The organism is Streptomyces sp. NPDC014864, from assembly GCF_043081525.1.
Lineage (GTDB): Bacteria > Actinomycetota > Actinomycetes > Streptomycetales > Streptomycetaceae > Streptomyces.
In genome coordinates, this window is the sequence record NZ_JBIBWT010000011.1 from 20,000 (window position 1) to 38,765 (window position 18,766).

At 72.5% G+C, this 18,766-nt stretch carries 15 protein-coding genes; 4 read left to right on the forward strand and 11 right to left on the reverse strand.

All coding sequences use genetic code 11. The features are described 5' to 3' along the window. Window positions 1-159: 159 nt before the first annotated feature. Window positions 160-612 carry an adenylyltransferase/cytidyltransferase family protein gene (locus tag ACF1A5_RS20695; protein ID WP_356191283.1) on the forward strand — a complete coding sequence of 151 codons (453 nt, stop codon included), beginning with the start codon at window positions 160-162 and terminating at the stop codon, window positions 610-612. Here the strand turns inward: ACF1A5_RS20695 and ACF1A5_RS20700 are convergent. From ACF1A5_RS20700 to ACF1A5_RS20715, 4 genes are all read right to left on the reverse strand, one after another. Next, on the reverse strand, window positions 575-1,282 hold the full coding sequence (locus ACF1A5_RS20700; RefSeq protein ID WP_392194494.1) for a CDP-alcohol phosphatidyltransferase family protein: 708 nt from the start codon (window positions 1,280-1,282) through the stop codon (window positions 575-577). The two genes, ACF1A5_RS20695 and ACF1A5_RS20700, sit on opposite strands and share 38 nt — an antisense overlap. A gap of 118 nt (window positions 1,283-1,400) precedes the next feature. After that, complete coding sequence (locus ACF1A5_RS20705) at window positions 1,401-2,849, reverse strand: aldehyde dehydrogenase family protein (protein WP_392194324.1); 1,449 nt, start codon at window positions 2,847-2,849, stop codon at window positions 1,401-1,403. A gap of 167 nt (window positions 2,850-3,016) precedes the next feature. After that, window positions 3,017-4,792 carry a PucR family transcriptional regulator gene (locus ACF1A5_RS20710; protein WP_392194325.1) on the reverse strand — a complete coding sequence of 592 codons (1,776 nt, stop codon included), beginning with the start codon at window positions 4,790-4,792 and terminating at the stop codon, window positions 3,017-3,019. Between the two features lie 184 nt (window positions 4,793-4,976). After that, on the reverse strand, window positions 4,977-7,427 hold the full coding sequence (locus ACF1A5_RS20715) for an ATP/GTP-binding protein (protein WP_392194326.1): 2,451 nt from the start codon (window positions 7,425-7,427) through the stop codon (window positions 4,977-4,979). Window positions 7,428-7,739: 312 nt separating this feature from the next. Here ACF1A5_RS20715 and gabT point away from each other — a divergent pair, with 312 nt between their 5' ends. After that, window positions 7,740-9,074, forward strand: a complete 1,335-nt coding sequence (gene gabT, locus ACF1A5_RS20720; RefSeq protein WP_392194327.1) for a 4-aminobutyrate--2-oxoglutarate transaminase — start codon at window positions 7,740-7,742, stop codon at window positions 9,072-9,074. A 151-nt stretch (window positions 9,075-9,225) separates the two neighbouring features. Then, on the forward strand, window positions 9,226-10,119 hold the full coding sequence (locus ACF1A5_RS20725) for a phosphatase PAP2 family protein (protein ID WP_392194495.1): 894 nt from the start codon (window positions 9,226-9,228) through the stop codon (window positions 10,117-10,119). A 19-nt stretch (window positions 10,120-10,138) separates the two neighbouring features. Here ACF1A5_RS20725 and ACF1A5_RS20730 read toward each other — a convergent pair whose 3' ends face one another. The 7 genes from ACF1A5_RS20730 to ACF1A5_RS20760 form a co-directional block, all read right to left on the reverse strand. Next, on the reverse strand, window positions 10,139-10,591 hold the full coding sequence (locus ACF1A5_RS20730; protein WP_392194328.1) for a hypothetical protein: 453 nt from the start codon (window positions 10,589-10,591) through the stop codon (window positions 10,139-10,141). A gap of 137 nt (window positions 10,592-10,728) precedes the next feature. Then, window positions 10,729-12,156 (reverse strand): NAD(P)/FAD-dependent oxidoreductase, encoded by a 1,428-nt coding sequence (locus ACF1A5_RS20735; protein WP_392194329.1) that lies wholly within the window; start codon window positions 12,154-12,156, stop codon window positions 10,729-10,731. 30 nt (window positions 12,157-12,186) lie between these two features. Then, a complete protein-coding gene (locus ACF1A5_RS20740) occupies window positions 12,187-12,987 on the reverse strand; it encodes an ABC transporter permease (RefSeq protein WP_392194330.1) in 801 nt (266 codons plus the stop codon). After that, window positions 12,988-13,917: an ABC transporter permease gene (locus tag ACF1A5_RS20745; protein WP_392194331.1), complete on the reverse strand. Its 930-nt coding sequence runs from the start codon at window positions 13,915-13,917 to the stop codon at window positions 12,988-12,990. Beyond that, window positions 13,917-15,080, reverse strand: coding sequence for an ABC transporter ATP-binding protein (locus tag ACF1A5_RS20750; RefSeq protein ID WP_392194332.1), 1,164 nt, complete (start codon window positions 15,078-15,080; stop codon window positions 13,917-13,919). Before ACF1A5_RS20750 ends, ACF1A5_RS20745 begins: the two co-directional genes overlap by 1 nt. Further along, window positions 15,077-16,324, reverse strand: a complete 1,248-nt coding sequence (locus ACF1A5_RS20755; protein WP_392194333.1) for a PotD/PotF family extracellular solute-binding protein — start codon at window positions 16,322-16,324, stop codon at window positions 15,077-15,079. Before ACF1A5_RS20755 ends, ACF1A5_RS20750 begins: the two co-directional genes overlap by 4 nt. 94 nt (window positions 16,325-16,418) lie before the next feature. Next, window positions 16,419-17,957, reverse strand: a complete 1,539-nt coding sequence (locus ACF1A5_RS20760; protein WP_392194334.1) for a gamma-aminobutyraldehyde dehydrogenase — start codon at window positions 17,955-17,957, stop codon at window positions 16,419-16,421. A 211-nt stretch (window positions 17,958-18,168) separates the two neighbouring features. Between ACF1A5_RS20760 and ACF1A5_RS20765 the strand changes: the two genes are divergently transcribed. After that, window positions 18,169-18,726 (forward strand): NADAR family protein, encoded by a 558-nt coding sequence (locus tag ACF1A5_RS20765; RefSeq protein WP_392194335.1) that lies wholly within the window; start codon window positions 18,169-18,171, stop codon window positions 18,724-18,726. The last annotated feature ends 40 nt before the right edge of the window (window positions 18,727-18,766 follow it).

Sequence of the window (18,766 nt, forward strand, 5' to 3'; positions counted from 1 at the left end):
GCTCGGGCTCGAATCCGGTCAACGCCGGTCCCCTTCCCCCCAGAAGCGATCCTCGCCCACCTTAACCGTTCACCGGATCTCCAGGTGGGCTTCACAGTAAGGTCGGTGGACCATCAACTGCCCGTTGGCGGATTGACGTTCACTGTGGGGGGAGAACGCATGGTCCATCGTGTCGGTTATGCACCCGGGGTCTACGACCTGTTCCACATCGGCCACTTGAACATCCTCCGGCACGCCCGCAGCCAGTGCGACTACCTGGTCGCCGGCGTGGTCTCGGACGAGATGGCCCGGCTCGCCAAGGGGCGCGCGCCGGTGGTCCCGCTGCCGGAGCGCCTGGAGATCGTGCGCAGCGTCCGGCACGTGGACGCCGCGTTCGTCGAGACCGTCCCCGACAAGCTGGAGACCTGGCAGCAGGTCCGCTTCGACGTCATCTTCAAGGGCGACGACTGGCGGGGCACCGAGAAGGGCGAGCGGCTGGAGCGCGACTTCGCGACCGTCGGCGTGGAGGTCGTCTACTTCCCGTACACCGTCCACACCTCCAGCACCCTGCTGTCCAGGGCCCTGGACGCGCTGGTCACGCCGGGTTCCGGGGAAGCGCGGACAGCTCCCTGAACCACTTGGCGAGGAACGCCACGAGGAACAGGGCGTGCACGGCGGCGAGGACGGCGTACGCCCCGCGAAACAGCGTCGGCTCGCCCAGCGTGAGGAACACCAGGCAGAACACCCCGTAGTCCACCGGCAGCAGGGCCACCGCCCGCAGCCGGGAGGGCGGAGCCGCCGGGGTGCCGACCGGGGTCCGGCCCCGCTTGAGCTGCTCGGTCAGCAGACCGGCGCAGAAGGTGAGCACGGCCGCGAGCTGGAAGGCGAGCGGCAGCAGCAGCCAGCCGGCGCCGGGAAGGCCGAAGAAGCGGTAGAAGGAGATCAGTACCGCGGAGTGCAGCGCGACCATCTTCGCGCAGTCCACCACGTGGTCCAGCCACTCCCCGGCCGGACCGCCCTTCCCGGTCAGCCGGGCGAGCTGCCCGTCGGCGGAGTCGAAGGCGAAGCCGACGACCAGGGCGGCGTACACCGCGAGCGCGAGCGGCCAGGAGGGGCGGACGAGCGCCACCGCGGCGATGCCGGTGAAGGTGAACGCCCCGCTGATCAGCGTGACCTGATTGGGCGTCAGGCCGAGCCGGTACGCCCCGGCCGCCAGATACCGGCCCGCGGGCCGGTTGACGTACCGCGAGTACAGCGACACGCCCTTCGCCGACTTCTGCGCCCCGCGCAGCTCCCCCAGCACCGTCGTCCCCACGAGCCCCCCTCGCGTCCCCGGCGTACCCCGGGCGCGGCACCGCCCCCGGCACCACGCGACCGTCATGATGACATCCGCGTCGGGGCGCCGGGGGCGGAAGGCGGGATCAGAGCGCGAGACCGGTCAGGACCAGGACCCGCTCGTAGGTGTAGTCGTCCATCGCGAACCGCACGCCCTCGCGGCCCACGCCGGACTGCTTGGCCCCGCCGTACGGCATCTGGTCGGCGCGGTAGGACGGGACGTCGCCGACGACCACGCCGCCGACCTCCAGGGCGCGGTGGGCGCGGAAGGCGGTCTGCAGGTCGTGGGTGAACACGCCCGCCTGCAGGCCGTACTTGGAGTCGTTGACCGCGGCGAACGCCTCGGCCTCGCCGTCCACCTTCTGCACGGTGAGGACGGGCCCGAAGACCTCCTCGCAGGAGATCGTCACCTCGGCCGGTACGTCGGTGAGGACGGTCGGCGCGTAGGTGGCGCCGTCGCGCTCGCCGCCGGTGAGCAGGATGGCGCCGGCCTCGACGGCCTCCGTCACCCAGGACTCCACGCGCCGGGCGGCCTCCTCGCTGACCAGCGGGCCGACGTCGGTCTTGTCGTCGGCGGGGTCACCGGTGACCTGCGCCTCGACGGCGGCGACGATGCGCGGCAGCAGCCGGTCGTACACGGCGGCGTCGGCGATCACGCGCTGCACCGAGATGCAGGACTGGCCGCCCTGGTAGTTGGAGAAGGTGGCGATGCGGGTCGCGGCCCCGTCGAGGTCCTCGTCACTCGCCCAGTCGGCAAGGACGACGGCCGCGCCGTTGCCGCCCAGCTCCAGCGTGCAGTGCTTGCGCGGCACCGAGTCCATGATCGCGTAGCCGACCTTCTCCGAGCCGGTGAAGGAGATGACCGGAAGGCGCTCGTCCTGCACCAGCGCGGGCATCCGGTCGTTGGCGACCGTCAGGATGCTCCAGGAGCCGGCCGGCAGGTCGGTCTCGGCGAGCAGCTCGCCGAGGATCAGGCCGGAGAGCGGGGTGGCCGGGGCCGGCTTGAGGATGATCGGGGCACCCGCGGCGATGGCCGGGGCGACCTTGTGGGCGCACAGGTTCAGCGGGAAGTTGAACGGCGCGATGCCGAGGACGACACCCTTCGGGAAGCGGCGGGTGAGCGCGAGGCGCCCCTGGCCGCCGGCGTCGGTGTCGAGGCGCTGGGCCTCGCCGCCGTTGAACCGCCGGGCCTCCTCGGCGGCGAACCGGAACACGGAGACGGCACGGCCGACCTCGCCCCGGGCCCACTTGATCGGCTTGCCGTTCTCGGCGGAGATCAGCTGCGCGATCTCCTCGGTGCGCTCGGCCAGCCGCGTGGCGACGTGGGTGAGGGCGGCGGCGCGCACGTGCGCCGGGGTGGCGGCGAACTCGTCCCGCACGGCGTACGCGGCGGCCACGGCCTCCTCGACCTGGGCGTCGGTGGGCACGCTCACCTCGCCGACCAGGCGCCCGTCCCACGGGTTGGTGACGTCGAAGGTGTCCTCGCCGGTGACCTGGCGGCCGGCGAGCCAGAAGGCGTGGGTGGAGGAAGTCATACGAGTCCCGGCCCTTCCGCGTTGAGTGGTGTGTTCTCGGCTTGCGGGCTCCACGGTAGGGCGGGCCGGGCCGGGGGTCGTTTGTCCGACCCGTAGCAGTGGCGGGCGGAGACGCTACGAATTGGCCTACGACCACCCGGGGGGCCGGTCACTCCGTGCGGCTGGGCTCACTCCGTCGAGGTCGCCTTCAGGGCCAGCCAGAGCTCCATCCGGACGTCCGGGTCGTCCAGGGAACGGCCGAGGATCTCCTCGACCCGGCGCATGCGGTACCGCAGGGTGTGGCGGTGGACGCCGAGGTCGGCGGCGGCCGCGTCCCACTGGCCGTGCCGGGAGAGCCACGCCCGCAGGGAGGCCACCAGGTCCCCGCGGCCCGTCGCGTCGTGCTCGTACAGCGCCCGCAGCAGCCCGTCCGCGAACGCGCGCACCGCGTCGTCGGCCAGCAGCGGGAGCACCGAGCCGGACGCGACCTGCTCGTGCTCCACGCACACCCGGCCGCGCCGCCGCGCCACCGACAGCGCCTGCTCGGCCTGCTTGTACGCCCCGGCGGCCGCGATGGGACCGGCCGGCGCCGACAGCCCCACGACGAGCTCGTCCTCGTCCCCGCCGCCCGACTGCTCCCGTACCGCCGCGGCCCGGGCGGCCTCCAGCGCCGCCGCGTACTCCGCGCAGGCCGCGACAGCCGCGCCGCCGTCGGCGGCCAGCACCACCAGCCGCTGTCCCTCGGGCACCACCAGCACCCTCTCACCGGACCGCGCGGCGGCCGCCTCCGCGACCTCGGCGAGTCCCGCGAGCGGGTCACCCGCCCCGCCCGCGACGGCGAGCAACCCGGCCGGGGCCGCCGGGGCCGACCCCGCCCGCGCGGAACGGGAGGAGGCGGAGGCGTCGGGCGCGGCCCCCGGCGCGGGGGCGGCGGCCCCCGCCGCCGAGGCGGAAGCGGCGGAGGACGGTGAGGACGGCACGCGCGCATGGGCGTCGGCGCGCGCCCGCGCGGCCGACGCCGAGGCGGACTCGGCGACGATCACCCGGAACGGCGCGTCCAGCAGACCGCCGTACAGGTCGCCGGCGACGGCGCGGGCGTGGTCCGGCTGCCCGGCGAGCAGCATCCGCAGCACCGCCGCGCCGATCCGCTGCTCGGCCGCGTGCAGGGAGCGCGACCGCTCGGTGGTGAGCGTCAGCAGCGCGATGGCGGAATGGACGGCGTAGCGCTCGGCGGTGCCGAGGGTCGCGGCCGTGCCGACGGCGAGCGCGGCGCGCGGGCGGCGCCCGGTGCCGATGGAGTGCAGCTCGACGCGGTCCTCCGTCTCGGGGCCGCCGACCACCGCGCTCGCGGGCGCGGGCCGGTCCCGCAGCCGCTCGACCTCCGCCGTGAGCCGGGCGGCCCGCCGCACCGCCCACTCCGGCGCGGTCGCGACGACGGCGCCGGAGGCGTCGTACAGCGCCGCCCAGCCGTCGACCTGGGCCGCGAGCGCGGCGAGCAGCCCCTCCGGCCCGGCGTTCAGCGCCTGCCGGGTCAGCTCGCGCTGGGCGGCGAACCCCGCCGTGACCGACCGGTACTGGTCGGCGGCGATGGCCGCGGAGACGGCCTTGCTGATCGCGAGGAAGGGGGTGCGGCGGGGCACCTCCAGCAGCGGCAGGCCCTCCTCCTCGGCCGCGGCGACGAGCGCCTCGGGGATCTCGTCGTAGTTGACGCCGACGGCGAAGCCGAGCCCGACGACTCCCGCGCCGGCCAGCCGCTTCACGTAGCGGCGCATGGCCTCCGGGTCCTCCGCGTCCAGCTTCAGCGCGGTGACCAGCAGCAACTCGCCGCCCTCCATGTACGGCACCGGGTCGGCGAGCTCGCTGACGTGGGCCCAGCGGACGGGGACGTCCAGGCGGTCCTCCCCCGCGCGCACGGTCAGTTTCAGCGCCGAGTGGTGCACGAGCGAGGCGAGCGTCGGGGGCATGAGGCCTTCAGGTCTGCGGAGATCGGGTGATCGTTGTGATCTTTTGGCCGTCACGTATGAACGACCCATGCCGATTCTGCCTCACCGTACGGTCCTCGTGTGACCCTACGTACAGATGTCCGGTTGAAAAACGCACGAGTTCAGATCCGGACCGTCTCGGAGCCGTACGCCCGCCGACGGACCGTCACCCCCGCAGATCCACCAGCAGCGGAGGCGCGTGCTCGCCCCGCACGCTCGTGAGCGACAGCACCGCGTGGCCCGGCGGCACCTCGTGGGCCAGTTCGGACGCGGACCAGCGCTCCCGCTCCACCTGCTTGGTGGTCACGGCGTCCGTGGTGACGGCCTTGCCGGTGACCAGCTTGCGCAGCGCGTGCAGGGCCCGGGTCATGGGCTGGTCGGCGAAGACGGTGTGCTTGGCGACCTCCTTCGTCTCCACCCACGCGGTGCCCCAGGCGTGCGCGAACCGGCTGCCGTCCCAGGTGGTGACACCGCACAGCGCCATGCGGCAGCCGACGGCGCCGAGCAGCGGGCCGTGCAGCGCCTCGGGCACGTCGGAGACGGTGCGCAGGGCGAGGACGACACCGGCGTTCTGGGAGCGCAGGCGCTGGATGCGGCGGACCGACTCCGGGGTCACGGTCCCGGTGGCGTCGTCGAGGACCAGGCAGGCGAAGTGCGGACGCCGCGCGTCCCGGACGACGCTGTGGAACTGCGCGAGGACGAGCCGGGTGATCAGCCGGCACGCCTCCTCGTGCCCGCGCTCGGGCAGGTCGATGCGGACCCGCAGCGGATGGTGGGCGACCGCCCGCAGCGAGAAGCACCGTCCCGCGCCCCCGACGCCGAAGAACTCGGCGAAGGCCGGCCTGTCCAGCAGCGCCAGCCGGCCGGCCAGCGCCGGGCCCACGTCCGCGGCGGTTCCGGCCTGCCGCATCCGGGCGTCGAGTTCGCGCCGCATCACGGTGTGCCCATCGTCCGCCAGCGCCGCGCGCAGGGCCGCGAGCGCCCCCGGCTCGCCCTCGAGGAGCTCGCGCAGCACCGGCAGCGGCGGGAAGTGCCCGTGCACCTCCCGGTAGGGGCCGAGCAGCTGGGCGAGCGCGGTGACGGCGGCCTGGGTGCTCACCGTGTCCAGGTCGCCCGCCAGGGCCTCGGCGAGGAAGTCCGCGGCCTCGTCCGGGTCGTCGGCCTCCGCGTAGGGGTCGAGGTCGTGGACGGAGGCGGGGTCACCGATCCGCACCACCACGTCGTACGCCGTGTCCGGGCCCAGCGGGGCCCCGGCGGCGGAGACCGCGACGACCGCGCACCGCCCGGTGAGGGCCTGCAGCGCGAGCCCTTCGGTCACCGGCTCGACGACCTGGCGGGTCTTCCCCGAACCGGGCGGCCCCACGAGCAGGAGGGAGGTGCCGAGGACGTCGGGGCCGAGGGCGGCGCCGGCACCGTGGTAGGCGCGCGGCGCCCGCTCCCCGGGCACCCACCGTCCGATGCGCACCTGTTCCGCGAGGAGGTCGTGCCGTGCCGTGCGGCCGGGCAGGTCCCGGCTTCCCGAGGGGTGGACCCAGGCCGCCGCGCCCTGCCGCAGCACCGTGTCCGTGAAGGCGGCCAGGTCGCCGTCGCGCCGGGCCCGGGTCCAGGCGTGCTCCACGCGGGCGCAGTCCACGTCGTTCATCCGGCCGCCGGCCACCTCGGCGGTCAGCACGTCGGCCGCCTCGTCCCGGCCTGCCCGCCTGAGCTCCGGCCACTGGGAGCAGGGCGGCTCCGCGGCCGGCGCCGCCGCCGGGTCCGCGGCGCTGCGCCGGCGTGCGGCGACCTCCTTGGCGTAGGCCCACCAGCCGCCGAGCCGCGCGAACGGCCACACCACCAGCAGCGTGACGGCCGTGTAGAGCCCGTCGGTGAACAGCTGCGAGGCGAACAGGTCGTAGCCGCCCGAGAGCAGGACCACGAGGGAGAACACCGGGTCGACGACCGGCAGGGGGTCCCAGCCGACGCCCGGGAAGGCCCCCGGGAAGACGAGGCTCAGCACGACCAGGGCGCCGGCCGCGGCGCACAGGGCTCGTGCGGGCTGCGGGCGACGGCCGACGAAGTGCCGCAGGACCTCGGCCCAGCTGCCCAGCCGGCCGACGGCGAGGACGAGCACGCCGAAGAAGACGCCGTCGTAGACGACCAGGGCCTCGCGGCCCTCCATGCCCTTGGGCGAGACGGTGCCGCCCCACCACCAGTCGGCCGGCGTGAACAGCTTCAGCACGGCCCACTCGTACGGCAGGGCGCCCTGCCGCCACAGCGACCACACGAACAGCGCCACGACCAGCGGGACCAGGAGGCCGACAACCGTGATCGCGGGGAGCCGGTCCGGCGTGCGCGCGCCCTTCGGGGGGCGGTAGCCGAAGCGCCAGACGCCGGTCGGGGCGTCGGGGCGGGACTCGTCCAGCCAGGCCGCCACGGCCGACACCGGGCCCGGGTGCCGCGCGGACCCGGCCGCGCCCGGGGCGTGCTCCTGCCCCGCCGTACCCGGGCCGTACGCCGGGTCCGGCGCGCCCGGGGGCCGCGGGGGCCGCGGCGGCGTCGCGGGAGCGTCCCGCGGCACCGCCGGGCGCGGCACGGGGTTCGCGTGCGTACCCCGGGCTTCCTGCGTCCCGTCGTCCATCGCCCTTGCCCCCTGACCTGCCGTTCCGTCCACCATCAGCGAGTCAATCTAACGCCCGGGCAAGGGGAGTTCACCGATTGCGCGGCAAGGGGCGCGACAATTCGTCCGGCCCGGGATCCCGCACCTCTATGTCCACGGCGGACAACCCCGGCCACCGACAACGCCCACATGGAGCATGCCCACCCCTCTTCCGCCCACCTAACCTGCGAGAAAAGAAGGTATGCGTCCGCAAAACGCCCCGCCCGAACGTCCCGGTCCGCCGGTGCCGGGCACGCCGGACCGTCCGGTACGCAAGATCATCAGGGAGTCCCCATGACCGCACTTCCGCAGGAGCGCCGCGTCGTCACCGCCATCCCCGGCCCGAAGTCGCAGGAGCTGCAGGCCCGCCGTCTCGCCGCGGTCGCGCAGGGCGTCGGCTCCACGCTGCCGGTCTTCGTCACCCGCGCGGGCGGCGGTGTCATCGAGGACGTCGACGGCAACAGCCTGATCGACTTCGGCTCCGGCATCGCGGTGACCTCCGTCGGCGCCTCCGCCGAGGCCGTCGTACGCCGTGCCTCCGCGCAGCTCGCCGACTTCACCCACACCTGTTTCATGGTCACGCCGTACGAGGGCTACGTGGCCGTCGCCGAGGCGCTGGCCGAGCTCACGCCCGGTGACCACGCCAAGAAGTCCGCGCTGTTCAACTCGGGCGCCGAGGCCGTCGAGAACGCCGTCAAGATCGCGCGTGCGTACACCAAGCGCCAGGCCGTCGTGGTGTTCGACCACGGCTACCACGGCCGGACGAACCTGACCATGGCGCTGACGGCCAAGAACATGCCGTACAAGCACGGCTTCGGCCCGTTCGCCCCCGAGGTCTACCGCGTCCCGGTCGCCTACGGCTACCGCTGGCCGACCGGCCCGGAGAACGCGGGCCCCGAGGCCGCCCAGCAGGCCATCGACCAGATCACCAAGCAGGTCGGTCCCGAGAACGTCGCCGCCATCATCATCGAGCCGGTGCTCGGCGAGGGCGGCTTCATCGAGCCGGCCAAGGGCTTCCTGCCCGCGATCCGCCGGTTCGCCGCCGACAACGGGATCGTCTTCGTCGCCGACGAGATCCAGTCCGGCTTCTGCCGCACCGGCCAGTGGTTCGCCTGCGAGGACGAGGGCATCGTCCCGGACCTGATCACCACCGCCAAGGGCATCGCGGGCGGTCTGCCGCTGGCCGCCGTCACCGGCCGCGCCGAGATCATGGACGCCGCGCACGCGGGCGGCCTCGGCGGCACCTACGGCGGCAACCCGGTGGCCTGCGCCGGCGCGCTCGGCGCGATCGAGACCATGAAGGAGCTCGACCTCAACGCCAGGGCGAAGAACATCGAGGCGATCATGAAGGCCCGCCTGGGCGCCATGGCCGAGAAGTTCGACATCATCGGCGAGGTCCGCGGCCGCGGCGCCATGATCGCCGTCGAGCTGGTCAAGGACCGCGACACCAAGGAGCCGAACCCGGAGGCGACCGGCGCGCTGGCCAAGGCCTGCCACCAGGAGGGCCTGCTGGTCCTGACCTGTGGCACCTACGGCAACGTGCTCCGCTTCCTGCCTCCGCTGGTGATCGGCGACGACCTCCTCAACGAGGGTCTCGACATCATCGAGCAGGCGTTCGGGCGCATCTGAGCTGCCCTGTCGCACGTCTGACGAGGCGAGCGGCAGAGCGTGTGAAGAAGGTGTGCGGGGTGGATGGCGGGAAGCGATTCCCGCTGTCCTCCGGCGATCCGCTGCCGTAGCTTCTACCCAGATGAGAGATACACCCCGCTCACAGGGGACTGTGGGCGGCCTCAGGCCGGGGCCTCCCCAGCTTCAGCCTGGTCGTGCCCTCGCGCACACAACCGGGGCCCCTGGCTCCGGGTCTCCTCACCGATCGGACAGTCGCCCGCCCCAGACCCCCCGGGGCGCGCGGCGTTCCGGTCAGAACGGCCGCCTCGGAACCACCCCCCCTGTTCCGGGGCGGCCGACCTTGCTCCCGGCGCTCTCCCTCTTCTTCCTTCTCGGCCTTCCGGCCGCCCTCTTCGCGCTGATCACCTGGCAGGTCCTCGCCGACGGCCCGCTGCTGCGCGTGGACGAGCGGGTCAGCCGGGCGCTGCTGCACCCGGACCGGCTCTCGGAACTCCTCGCGGACCTCGGCGGCGTCCAGGTGGCCGTCCCGGTCCTGGTGGCCGTCCTGGCGTACACGGCCTGGCGGGGCCGTGCCACGGGCGCGGACCGCTGGTGGGCTGCGCCCGCCGCGGCGGCCGCGCTGATGGCCCTGGTCCCGGCGTTCGTCGTCCCGCTCAAGGCCCTCACCGTCCGCCACGGCACCCCGGTCATGCCGCCCGGCGTCGGCTACTACCCCTCCGGGCACACGGCCACCGCCGTGGTGGCCTACGGGTCCGCGGTCCTGGTCCTCCTCCCCCGGCTGCGCACCCCGCTCGCCCGCCGCACCGCCGTCGCCGTCTGCGCCGTCCTCGTGCTCGGCGTCTCCTTCGGCCTGGTCCGGCGCGGCTACCACTGGCCCCTGGACGTGGTGGCCAGTTGGTGCCTGTGCACGGTGCTGCTGTCCCCGCTGTGGCTGCTCGTCGGCCGGAACCGCCGTGGCCCGTCCTGCGGCACCCTCCCCTCCCGCACCGGTCCGGGCCGGCCGGATGCGACCGACGCCCGCGTCGCCCGGCCCGAAGAGCGGTAGCGCGAGGGGGCCGTCGCGCTCACCGGTCCTCCCCCGCGGCCAGTCGGGCCGCCGCCTCGTGCACCGCCGGTTCCAGCAGTGCCGGACCGGTCAGGGTTCCCGAGCCGTCCGGCGGGACCGGCCGGCGCATGCCGCCGGTCGTCCTGCCCGGGTACGGCACCACGATCCAGGTCCCGGACCCCGCGGTGCGGATGCCCGTGCCCGGCCGGCGGACCGCGGTGCCCGGCGGCACCAGGAACCCCGCCCGCTCGTCGCCGGAGCCGGCCGGCACGGGGCCGAGCCGGTCCAGGACCCGGGTGAGGACGTCGAGCGTGGCGTGACCGAGCGGGCCGGGCAGGATCAGTACGTCCCAGCCCTTGCCGGCGGGCAGCAGCGCGACCCCGCGGGGGCCGCGTTCCCACTGCCGGCGGCAGGCGCGGGGATCCGGCGCGACCGATGCCGGCCACTGGACCGCCGTCTTCGCCCCAGTCATGAGAGGACCTCCCGTGCTCCCGTGGACGCGGTCGCGTCATGAGGGAGAGGGAGGTCCACGGCCCGCATTGCGCGGGTTCCGGCCGCTCGTGGGAGTGAACCGGACGCCGCCCGCCGCCGGGCTCCGGGCCCCTGCGCTCAGCTGTCGAAGCCGAGGCCCAGCCGGTCCATCGCCTTCAGCCACAGGTTGCGCCGCCCGTCGCGGGCGTCGGCGCGCGCCAGCGACCACTTGGTGAGCGCGATGCCGGTCCACGCGAAGGGCTCGGGCGGGAAGGGCAGCGGCTTTCTGCGGACCATCTCCAGCGCGGTGCGCTCGGTGCGCTTCCCGGCCAGGAGGTCGAGCATCACGTCCGCGCCGAAGCGGCTGGCGCCGACGCCCAGGCCCGTGTACCCGGCCGCGTACGCCACCTTCCCCCGGTGGGCGGTGCCGAAGAAGGCCGAGAAGCGCGAGCAGGTGTCGATCGCCCCGCCCCAGGCGTGCGTGAAGCGCAGCCCCTCCAGCTGCGGGAAGCAGGTGAAGAAGTGCCCGGCGAGCTTGGCGTAGGTCTCCGGGCGGTCGTCGTACTCGGCGCGCACCCGGCCGCCGTAGGGGTAGACGGCGTCGTAGCCGCCCCACAGGATGCGGTTGTCGGCGGACAGCCGGAAGTAGTGGAACTGGTTGGCGCTGTCGCCGAGCCCCTGGCGGTTCTTCCAGCCGATCGACGCCCTCTGCTCGGCGGTGAGCGGCTCGGTCATCAGGGCGTAGTCGTAGACCGGGACGGTGTACGAACGGACCCGTCGGACCAGGTTCGGGAAGACGTTGGTGCCGAGCGCGACCCGGCGGGCGCGCACCCGGCCGTACGGGGTGCGTACGGCCATGCCGGCGCCGTAGGGCTTCAGGGTGAGCGCCGGGGTGTGCTCGTAGATCCGCACACCGAGCCGCGCGCAGGCGCGTTTGAGTCCCCAGGCCAGTTTGGCCGGATGGACCATGGCGACACCGCGGCGGTCCCACAGGCCGGCCTCGAAGGTCGGTGAGGCGACCTGTGCGCGGACCGCGTCCCGGTCGAGGAACTCGACGCCCCCGTCGAGCCCCCGGCGCCGCAGTTCCGCGTGCCAGTCCCGCAGCTCCCGGGCCTGGTACGGCTCGGTCGCCACGTCGATCTCGCCGGTGCGCTCGAAGTCGCAGTCGATGCCGTGGCGGGCGACCGCCTCCTCGATGGCGTCGAGGTTGCGGGCGCCCAGCTCCTCCAGGGTGCGGATCTCGTCGGGCCAGCGGGTGAGTCCGTTGGCCAGGCCGTGCGTGAGGGAGGCGGCACAGAAGCCGCCGTTGCGGCCCGAGGCGGCCCAGCCCGCCTCGCGGGCCTCCACCAGCACCACGTCCGCGTGGGGGTCGCGCTCCTTGGCGAGGAGCGCGGTCCACAGTCCGCTGTAGCCGCCGCCGACGACCAGCAGGTCGCAGGTCTCGGTGGCGGTGAGCGCGGGCTCGGGGCGGGGCCGGCCGGGGTCGTCCAGCCAGTACGGGACCGGCTGGGCTTCGGAGAGAGAGGTGGTCCAGTCGTTGCTACGGCTCATGGCGCTCGGGGCCATGATGTCAACTCCCCACAGGGTTCCTTCCGCTCACGCCTTCTGCCGGGCGCGGCGGTTTCCGATGACCGTCGAGGCCAGGACGAACAGGACGGCGACGACGAACATCGCCGTACCGATGACATTGATCTGGACGGGCGTGCCGCGCTGTGCCGAGCCCCAGACGAACATGGGGAAGGTGACGGTCGAGCCCGCGTTGAAGTTGGTGATGATGAAGTCGTCGAAGGAGAGCGCGAAGGCGAGCAGCCCGCCGGCGGCGATGCCCGGTGCCGCGATCGGCAGGGTCACCCGGACAAAGGTCTGGAAGGGCCCCGCGTACAGGTCCTGCGCGGCCTGTTCCAGCCTCGGGTCCATCGACATCACGCGGGCCTTGACGGCGGTGACGACGAAGCTGAGGCAGAACATGATGTGGGCGATCAGGATCGTCCAGAAGCCCAGCTGGGCGCCCATGTTGAGGAACAGGGTGAGCAGCGAGGCGGCCATGACGACCTCGGGCATCGCCATCGGCAGGAAGATCAGCGAGTTCACGGCGCCGCGGGCGCGGAAGCGGTAGCGGACCAGCGCGAAGGCGATCATCGTGCCGAGGACGGTGGCGCCGATCGTCGCCCACACGGCGATCTGGAGGCTGATCGCCAGCGAGCCGCACAGATCGGCGACGCCGCACGGGTCCCGCCAGGCCGCGGTGGAGAACTGCTGCCACTCGTAGTTGAAGCGGCCCTTGGGCTTGTTGAAGGAGAACACCGTGACGACGACGTTCGGCAGGAGAAGATAACCGAGCGTCAGCAGTCCGGCGATGACGACGAGATGGCGCTTGAGCCAGTTGACGAAGGCCATTTAAACCAGATCCTCCGTGCCGGACTTGCGGATGTAGAGGGTGACCATGAGGAGGATCGCGGCCATCAGGATGAAGGAGAGGGCCGCGGCCGTCGGATAGTCGAGGATCCTCAGGAACTGCGTCTGGATGACGTTGCCGACCATGCGGGTGTCGGTGGAGCCGAGCAGGTCGGCGTTGACGTAGTCGCCGGCCGCCGGGATGAAGGTCAGCAGCGTGCCGGAGACCACGCCCGGCATCGACAGCGGGAAGGTGACCTTGCGGAAGACGGTGGACGGCTTGGCGTACAGGTCCCCCGCCGCCTCGTGCAGGCGCGGGTCGATGCGCTCCAGCGAGGTGTACAGCGGCAGGATCATGAACGGCAGGAAGTTGTACGTCAGACCGCAGACCACGGCGAGCGGGGTGGCCAGCACGCGGTCGCCCGCGGTCCAGTCGAGCCAGTTGGTGACGTCCAGGACGTGCAGCGCCCTGAGGGCGCCGACGACCGGGCCGCCGTCCGCGAGGATCGTCTTCCAGGCCAGGGTGCGGATCAGGAAGCTGGTGAAGAACGGCGCGATCACCAGGATCATGATCAGGTTCCGCCAGCGGCCGGCGCGGAAGGCGATCAGATAGGCGAGCGGGTAGCCGAGCAGCAGGCACAGGACCGTCGCGGAGGCCGCGTAGAGGACCGAGCGCACGAACTGCGGCCAGTACTGGGACAGCGCGTCCCAGTAGGTGGCGAAGTGCCAGGTGACCTTGTAGCCCTGCTCCAGGGAGCCCGTCTGCACGGACGTGGAGGCCTGGTAGATCATCGGCAGCGCGAAGAAGACCAGCAGCCAGAGGATGCCGGGCAGCAGCAGCCAGTACGGGGTCAGGCGGCCCCTCTTGCGCGGAGGCTTCTTGGCGGGGGCGGCCGGGGCCAGGGGCGGCGGCGCCTCGGTGACGGCGGCCATCAGGCGGCGTCCTCCTCGACCGTCTCGACGCCCGCGTCGATGTCCTGCGCCGCGTCGAGCCCGAAGGTGTGGGCCGGGTTCCAGTGCAGGACGACCTCGGCGCCGGGGACCAGCCGGGCGTCGCGGTCGATGTTCTGGGCGTAGACCTCGAACTCGGGGCAGACGGGGCTGTCGATCACGTACTGCGTGGAGACGCCGATGAAGCTGGAGTCGGCGATCCGGCCGGTGATGCGGTTGCGGCCGGTGGGGATCCCGCCCGCGTCGTCGGCGTGGGTGAGGGAGATCTTCTCCGGGCGGACGCCGACCAGCACCTTGCCGCCGGTGGACGTCGGCGCGGAACAGCGCGCCTCGGGCAGGGTCAGCTTGCCGCCGCCGGCCCTGAGGACGATCTCGTCGCCGCTCTTGGCGTCGACCTCGGCCTCGATGAGGTTGGAGGTGCCGAGGAAGTTGGCGACGAAGGTGGTCTGCGGGTTCTCGTAGAGGTCGTTGGGCGAGCCGAGCTGCTCGACGCGGCCCGCGTTCATCACGGCGACCGTGTCGGCCATCGTCATGGCCTCCTCCTGGTCGTGCGTGACGTGGATGAAGGTGATGCCGACCTCGGTCTGGATGCGCTTGAGCTCCAGCTGCATCTGGCGGCGCAGCTTGAGGTCCAGGGCGCCGAGCGGCTCGTCGAGGAGGAGCACCTTGGGGTGGTTGATCAGCGCGCGGGCCACGGCGACGCGCTGCTGCTGGCCGCCGGAGAGCTGGTGCGGCTTCTTGCGGGCCTGCTCGCCTAGCTGGACGAGCTCCAGCATCTCCTCGACCTGCTTCTTCACCGACTTGACGCCCCGGCGGCGCAGGCCGAAGGCGACGTTCTCGAAGATGTCGAGGTGCGGGAAGAGGGCGTAGGACTGGAAGACCGTGTTGACCGGCCGTTTGTACGGCGGCAGGTGGGTCACGTCCTGATCGCCGAGGTGCACGGTGCCGGAGGAAGGTTCCTCCAGGCCGGCGATCATGCGCAGGGTGGTGGTCTTGCCGCAGCCGGAGGCGCCGAGCAGGGCGAAGAAGGAGCCCTGCGGCACGGTGAGCTCCAGGGGGTGCACGGCGGTGAAGCTGCCGTAGGTCTTGCTGATCCCGGAGAGGCGGACGTCGCCGCTGGTGTCTGTCGTCATCATGGTCGTCACGCCCCTGTGAGCTTCGCGAACTTCTCTTCGTAGGCCGTCTCTTCCTTCTGCGTCAGTGAGCGGAAGGCGTGGGACTTGGCGGCCATGGCCTTGTCGGGAATGATCAGCGGGTTGTTCGCCGCGTCCTTGTCGATCTTCGCGAGGTAGGGCTTCACGCCGTCGACGGGAGACACGTAGTTGATGTAGGCGGCGAGGGCGGCTGCCTGCTCGGGCTCGTAGTAGAAGTCGATGAGCCGCTCGGCATTCGTCCTGTGGCGCGCCTTGTTGGGGACCAGCAGGTTGTCGGTCGACGTCATGTAGCCGCTGTCGGGGATGACGAAGTCGACGTCCGGGCTGTCCGCCTTGAGCTGTACGACGTCACCGGCCCAGGCGACGCAGGCGGCGAAGTCGCCCTTGGTGAGGTCGGACGTGTAGTCGTTGCCGGTGAAGCGGCGGATCTGGCCCTTGTCCACGGCCTTCTGCAGCCGGGCTATCACCGCGTCGAAGTCGTCGTCGGTGAACTTCGCCGGGTCCTTGCCCATGTCGAGCAGCGTCATGCCGATGCTGTCGCGCATCTCGGACAGGAAGCCGACGCGCCCCTTGAGCTTGGGGTTGTCGAGCAGGTCGGAGACGGACTTGACCTCGATGCCGTCGAGCGCCTTCTTGTTGTAGGCGATGACCGTGGAGATGCCCTGCCAGGGGTAGGAGTAGGCGCGGCCCGGGTCCCAGTCGGGATTGCGGAACTGGGCCGACAGGTTGCTGTAGGCGTGGGGCAGGTGCGACGGGTCCAGTTTCTGCACCCAGCCCAGGCGGATCAGGCGGGCCGCCAGCCAGTCGGTGAGGACGATGAGGTCGCGGCCGGGGTCCTGGCCCGCGGCGAGCTGCGGCTTGATCTTGCCGAAGAACTCGTTGTTGTCGTTGATGTCCTCGGTGTACTTGACCTGGATGCCGGTCCGCCGGGCGAACGTCTGCAGCGTCGGGTGGTGCTTGCCGCTGTCGTCGACGTCGATGTACTCGGTCCAGTTGGAGAAGTTGACGACCTTCTCCGCGGCCGAGTGGTCCTGGCTGGTGCCGCTGCCCTGCGTCTTGCCGGCCGCGGGGATGCCGCAGGCGCTCAGCGCCCCGATTCCGCCGGCCGTGAGCACGCCGCCCGCGGAGGCGCGCAGCAGCGAACGGCGGGTGAGGGAGGCCCGGCCGTTGCGGAAGCTGCGCCTTACGGCGGCCACTTGGGCCGGTGACAGGCGGTCCGGCTCGTACTGCTCCATGCGCGTGGTGCCCTTTCGAGAGGGTGGATCGAGTCGAGAGGGGTGGTTCGAGTTCGGCGGCCGGTCGTGCCACCCGGCGGCAGCCGGAAACCGGCTACGGCCGGTCCCCGAAGATCGTGCGGTGCCAGTCCTTCCTGGCCACCGCGGTGTTGTCGAACATCACGTGTTTGATCTGGGTGTACTCCTCGAACGAGTACGTTGACATGTCCTTGCCGAAGCCGGACTGCTTGTAGCCGCCGTGCGGCATCTCACTGATGATCGGGATGTGGTCGTTGACCCATACGCAGCCCGCCTTGATCTCCCGGGTCGCGCGGTTCGCCCGGTAGACGTCACGGCTCCACGCGGAGGCGGCCAGACCGTAGGGGGTGTCGTTGGCCAGCCGGATACCTTCATCATCACTGTCGAACGGCAGAACGACCAGCACAGGGCCGAAGATCTCGGCCTGGACGATCTCGCTGTCCTGGGCCGCGTCCGCGACCAGGGTGGGGCGGTAGTACGCGCCCTCCTTCAGCTCCCCCTGCGGGACCTCCCCGCCGGTGACCACGCGCGCGTAGGCGCGGGCCCGGTCGACGAAGCCGGCGACCCGGTCTCGCTGGACGTGCGAGATCAGCGGGCCGAGGTCGGTGCCGGGGGCGAAGGGGTCGCCGAGCCGGACGGTCTCCATGAGAACGGCCGTCCGTGCGACGAACTCCTCGTAGAGCGGCCGCTGCACATACGCACGCGTGGCGGCCGTGCAGTCCTGCCCGGTGTTGATGAGCGCGCCCGCGACCGCGCCGTGCACCGCGGCCTCCAGATCGGCGTCGTCGAAGACCACGAAGGGGGCCTTGCCGCCGAGCTCCAGGTGCAGGCGCTTGACGGAGGCGGTGGCGATCTCGGCGACGCGCCTGCCGACGGCCGTGGAGCCGGTGAACGAGGTCATGGCGACGTCGGGGTGGGCGACCAGACGCTCGCCGGCCTCCAGGCCGGTGCCGGTGACGATGTTGACGACGCCGTCCGGGATCCCGGCCTCGGTGGCGGCCTGGGCGAACATCAGCGAGGTCAGCGGGGTCAGCTCGGCGGGCTTCAGGACGATGGTGTTGCCCGCGGCGATCGCCGGGAGGATCTTCCAGGCGGCCATCTGGAGGGGGTAGTTCCAGGGGGCGATGGAGCCGACGACGCCGATGGGCTCGCGGCGGACGTAGGAGGTGTGGTCGCCGGAGTACTCACCGGCGGACTGGCCCGCCAGGTGCCGGGCCGCGCCCGCGAAGAAGGCCGTGTTGTCGACCGTGCCCGGGACGTCGAACTCCCGGGTCAGCTTCAGCGGCTTGCCGCACTGGAGGGACTCGGCGCGGGCGAGGTCCTCCCCGCGCTCGGCGAGCACGGCGGCGAAGCGGTGCAGCGCGTCCGAGCGCTCGCCGGGCGTGGCGCCCGACCAGCCGGGGAACGCCGCTCGGGCGGCGGCGACGGCGGCGTCCACGTCCGCCGTCCCGGCCAGCTCGTAGCCGAGGACCTCCGCGCCGGTGGCCGGGTCGACCACCGCGTGGGTGCGGCCCGAGGTGCCCTTGGTCAAGCGGCCCGCGATGTACTGCGCGCCCTCCGCGAATCGTTCCTGTGCCGGGAATCGGTCCGGGGTGGCGGTGCCCGGGTTGTGCATGTCGCTCTCCTCCGCCGTCGCCCCGCAGTCCACGGGGACGGCTGGCGTAGCTCCAGCTCGATTTGAGTGCCGATCCTGACAGAGCGATGGGACCTCAACAAGTGATTCCGTTGTTGCCTTTTGGTTACGCGACGGAATCTGTCGACCAGGTGTCGAGTCGAGCCGGGCAAGGCAGGACGGACTGACAGTGGCGCGTGCCACACTCGCGTGCATGGGGAGCATCGATTCCAGGGACGCCCTGATAAGGGCGGTCCGGACGGGGACGAGGGTCAGGTACCTGTACTTCTGGGGGCACCGGCCGCGGCACGACGGCCGGGTGGGCGCGAGCTGTCTGAGCCAGTGGTGGCCGGCGCCGTTCACGGTGGACGGCGTGGAGTACGCGACGGCGGAGCACTGGATGATGGCGTCGAAGGCACGGCTCTTCGGCGACGCGGAGGCGGAGCGGGAGGCCCTCGGGGCGCCGAACCCCGCGCTCGCCAAGAAGGCGGGCCGGCTGGTGCGCGGCTTCGACGAGGCGACATGGGAGCGCGAGCGGTTCCGGGTGGTGGCCGAGGGCAGCGCGCACAAGTTCGCCGCGCACCCCGAACTGCGGGCGTTCCTGCTGGGCACGGGCGACCGTGTGCTCGTCGAGGCCAGCCCCGTGGACCGGGTGTGGGGCATCGGGCTGGCCGCGGACGACGAGCGGGCGGCCGATCCGGAGCAGTGGCGGGGCCCCAACCTGCTGGGCTTCGCACTGATGCGGGCACGGGAACGGCTCGGCGCCGCTTGAGCCTGCTGGGCTCAGCCCGGTGCGGGGCTGAGCCGTGTTG

Coding starts and splice junctions, on each gene's coding strand:
- ACF1A5_RS20760 (WP_392194334.1), bottom strand. CDS start 17,957: ATGCACAACCCGGGCACCGCCACCCCGGACCGATTCCCGGCACAGGAA.
- ACF1A5_RS20715 (WP_392194326.1), bottom strand. CDS start 7,427: ATGGACGACGGGACGCAGGAAGCCCGGGGTACGCACGCGAACCCCGTG.
- ACF1A5_RS20745 (WP_392194331.1), bottom strand. CDS start 13,917: ATGGCCGCCGTCACCGAGGCGCCGCCGCCCCTGGCCCCGGCCGCCCCC.
- ACF1A5_RS20705 (WP_392194324.1), bottom strand. CDS start 2,849: ATGACTTCCTCCACCCACGCCTTCTGGCTCGCCGGCCGCCAGGTCACC.
- gabT (WP_392194327.1), top strand. CDS start 7,740: ATGACCGCACTTCCGCAGGAGCGCCGCGTCGTCACCGCCATCCCCGGC.
- ACF1A5_RS20730 (WP_392194328.1), bottom strand. CDS start 10,591: ATGACTGGGGCGAAGACGGCGGTCCAGTGGCCGGCATCGGTCGCGCCG.
- ACF1A5_RS20755 (WP_392194333.1), bottom strand. CDS start 16,324: ATGGAGCAGTACGAGCCGGACCGCCTGTCACCGGCCCAAGTGGCCGCC.
- ACF1A5_RS20765 (WP_392194335.1), top strand. CDS start 18,169: ATGGGGAGCATCGATTCCAGGGACGCCCTGATAAGGGCGGTCCGGACG.
- ACF1A5_RS20710 (WP_392194325.1), bottom strand. CDS start 4,792: ATGCCCCCGACGCTCGCCTCGCTCGTGCACCACTCGGCGCTGAAACTG.
- ACF1A5_RS20695 (WP_356191283.1), top strand. CDS start 160: ATGGTCCATCGTGTCGGTTATGCACCCGGGGTCTACGACCTGTTCCAC.
- ACF1A5_RS20735 (WP_392194329.1), bottom strand. CDS start 12,156: ATGGCCCCGAGCGCCATGAGCCGTAGCAACGACTGGACCACCTCTCTC.
- ACF1A5_RS20740 (WP_392194330.1), bottom strand. CDS start 12,987: ATGGCCTTCGTCAACTGGCTCAAGCGCCATCTCGTCGTCATCGCCGGA.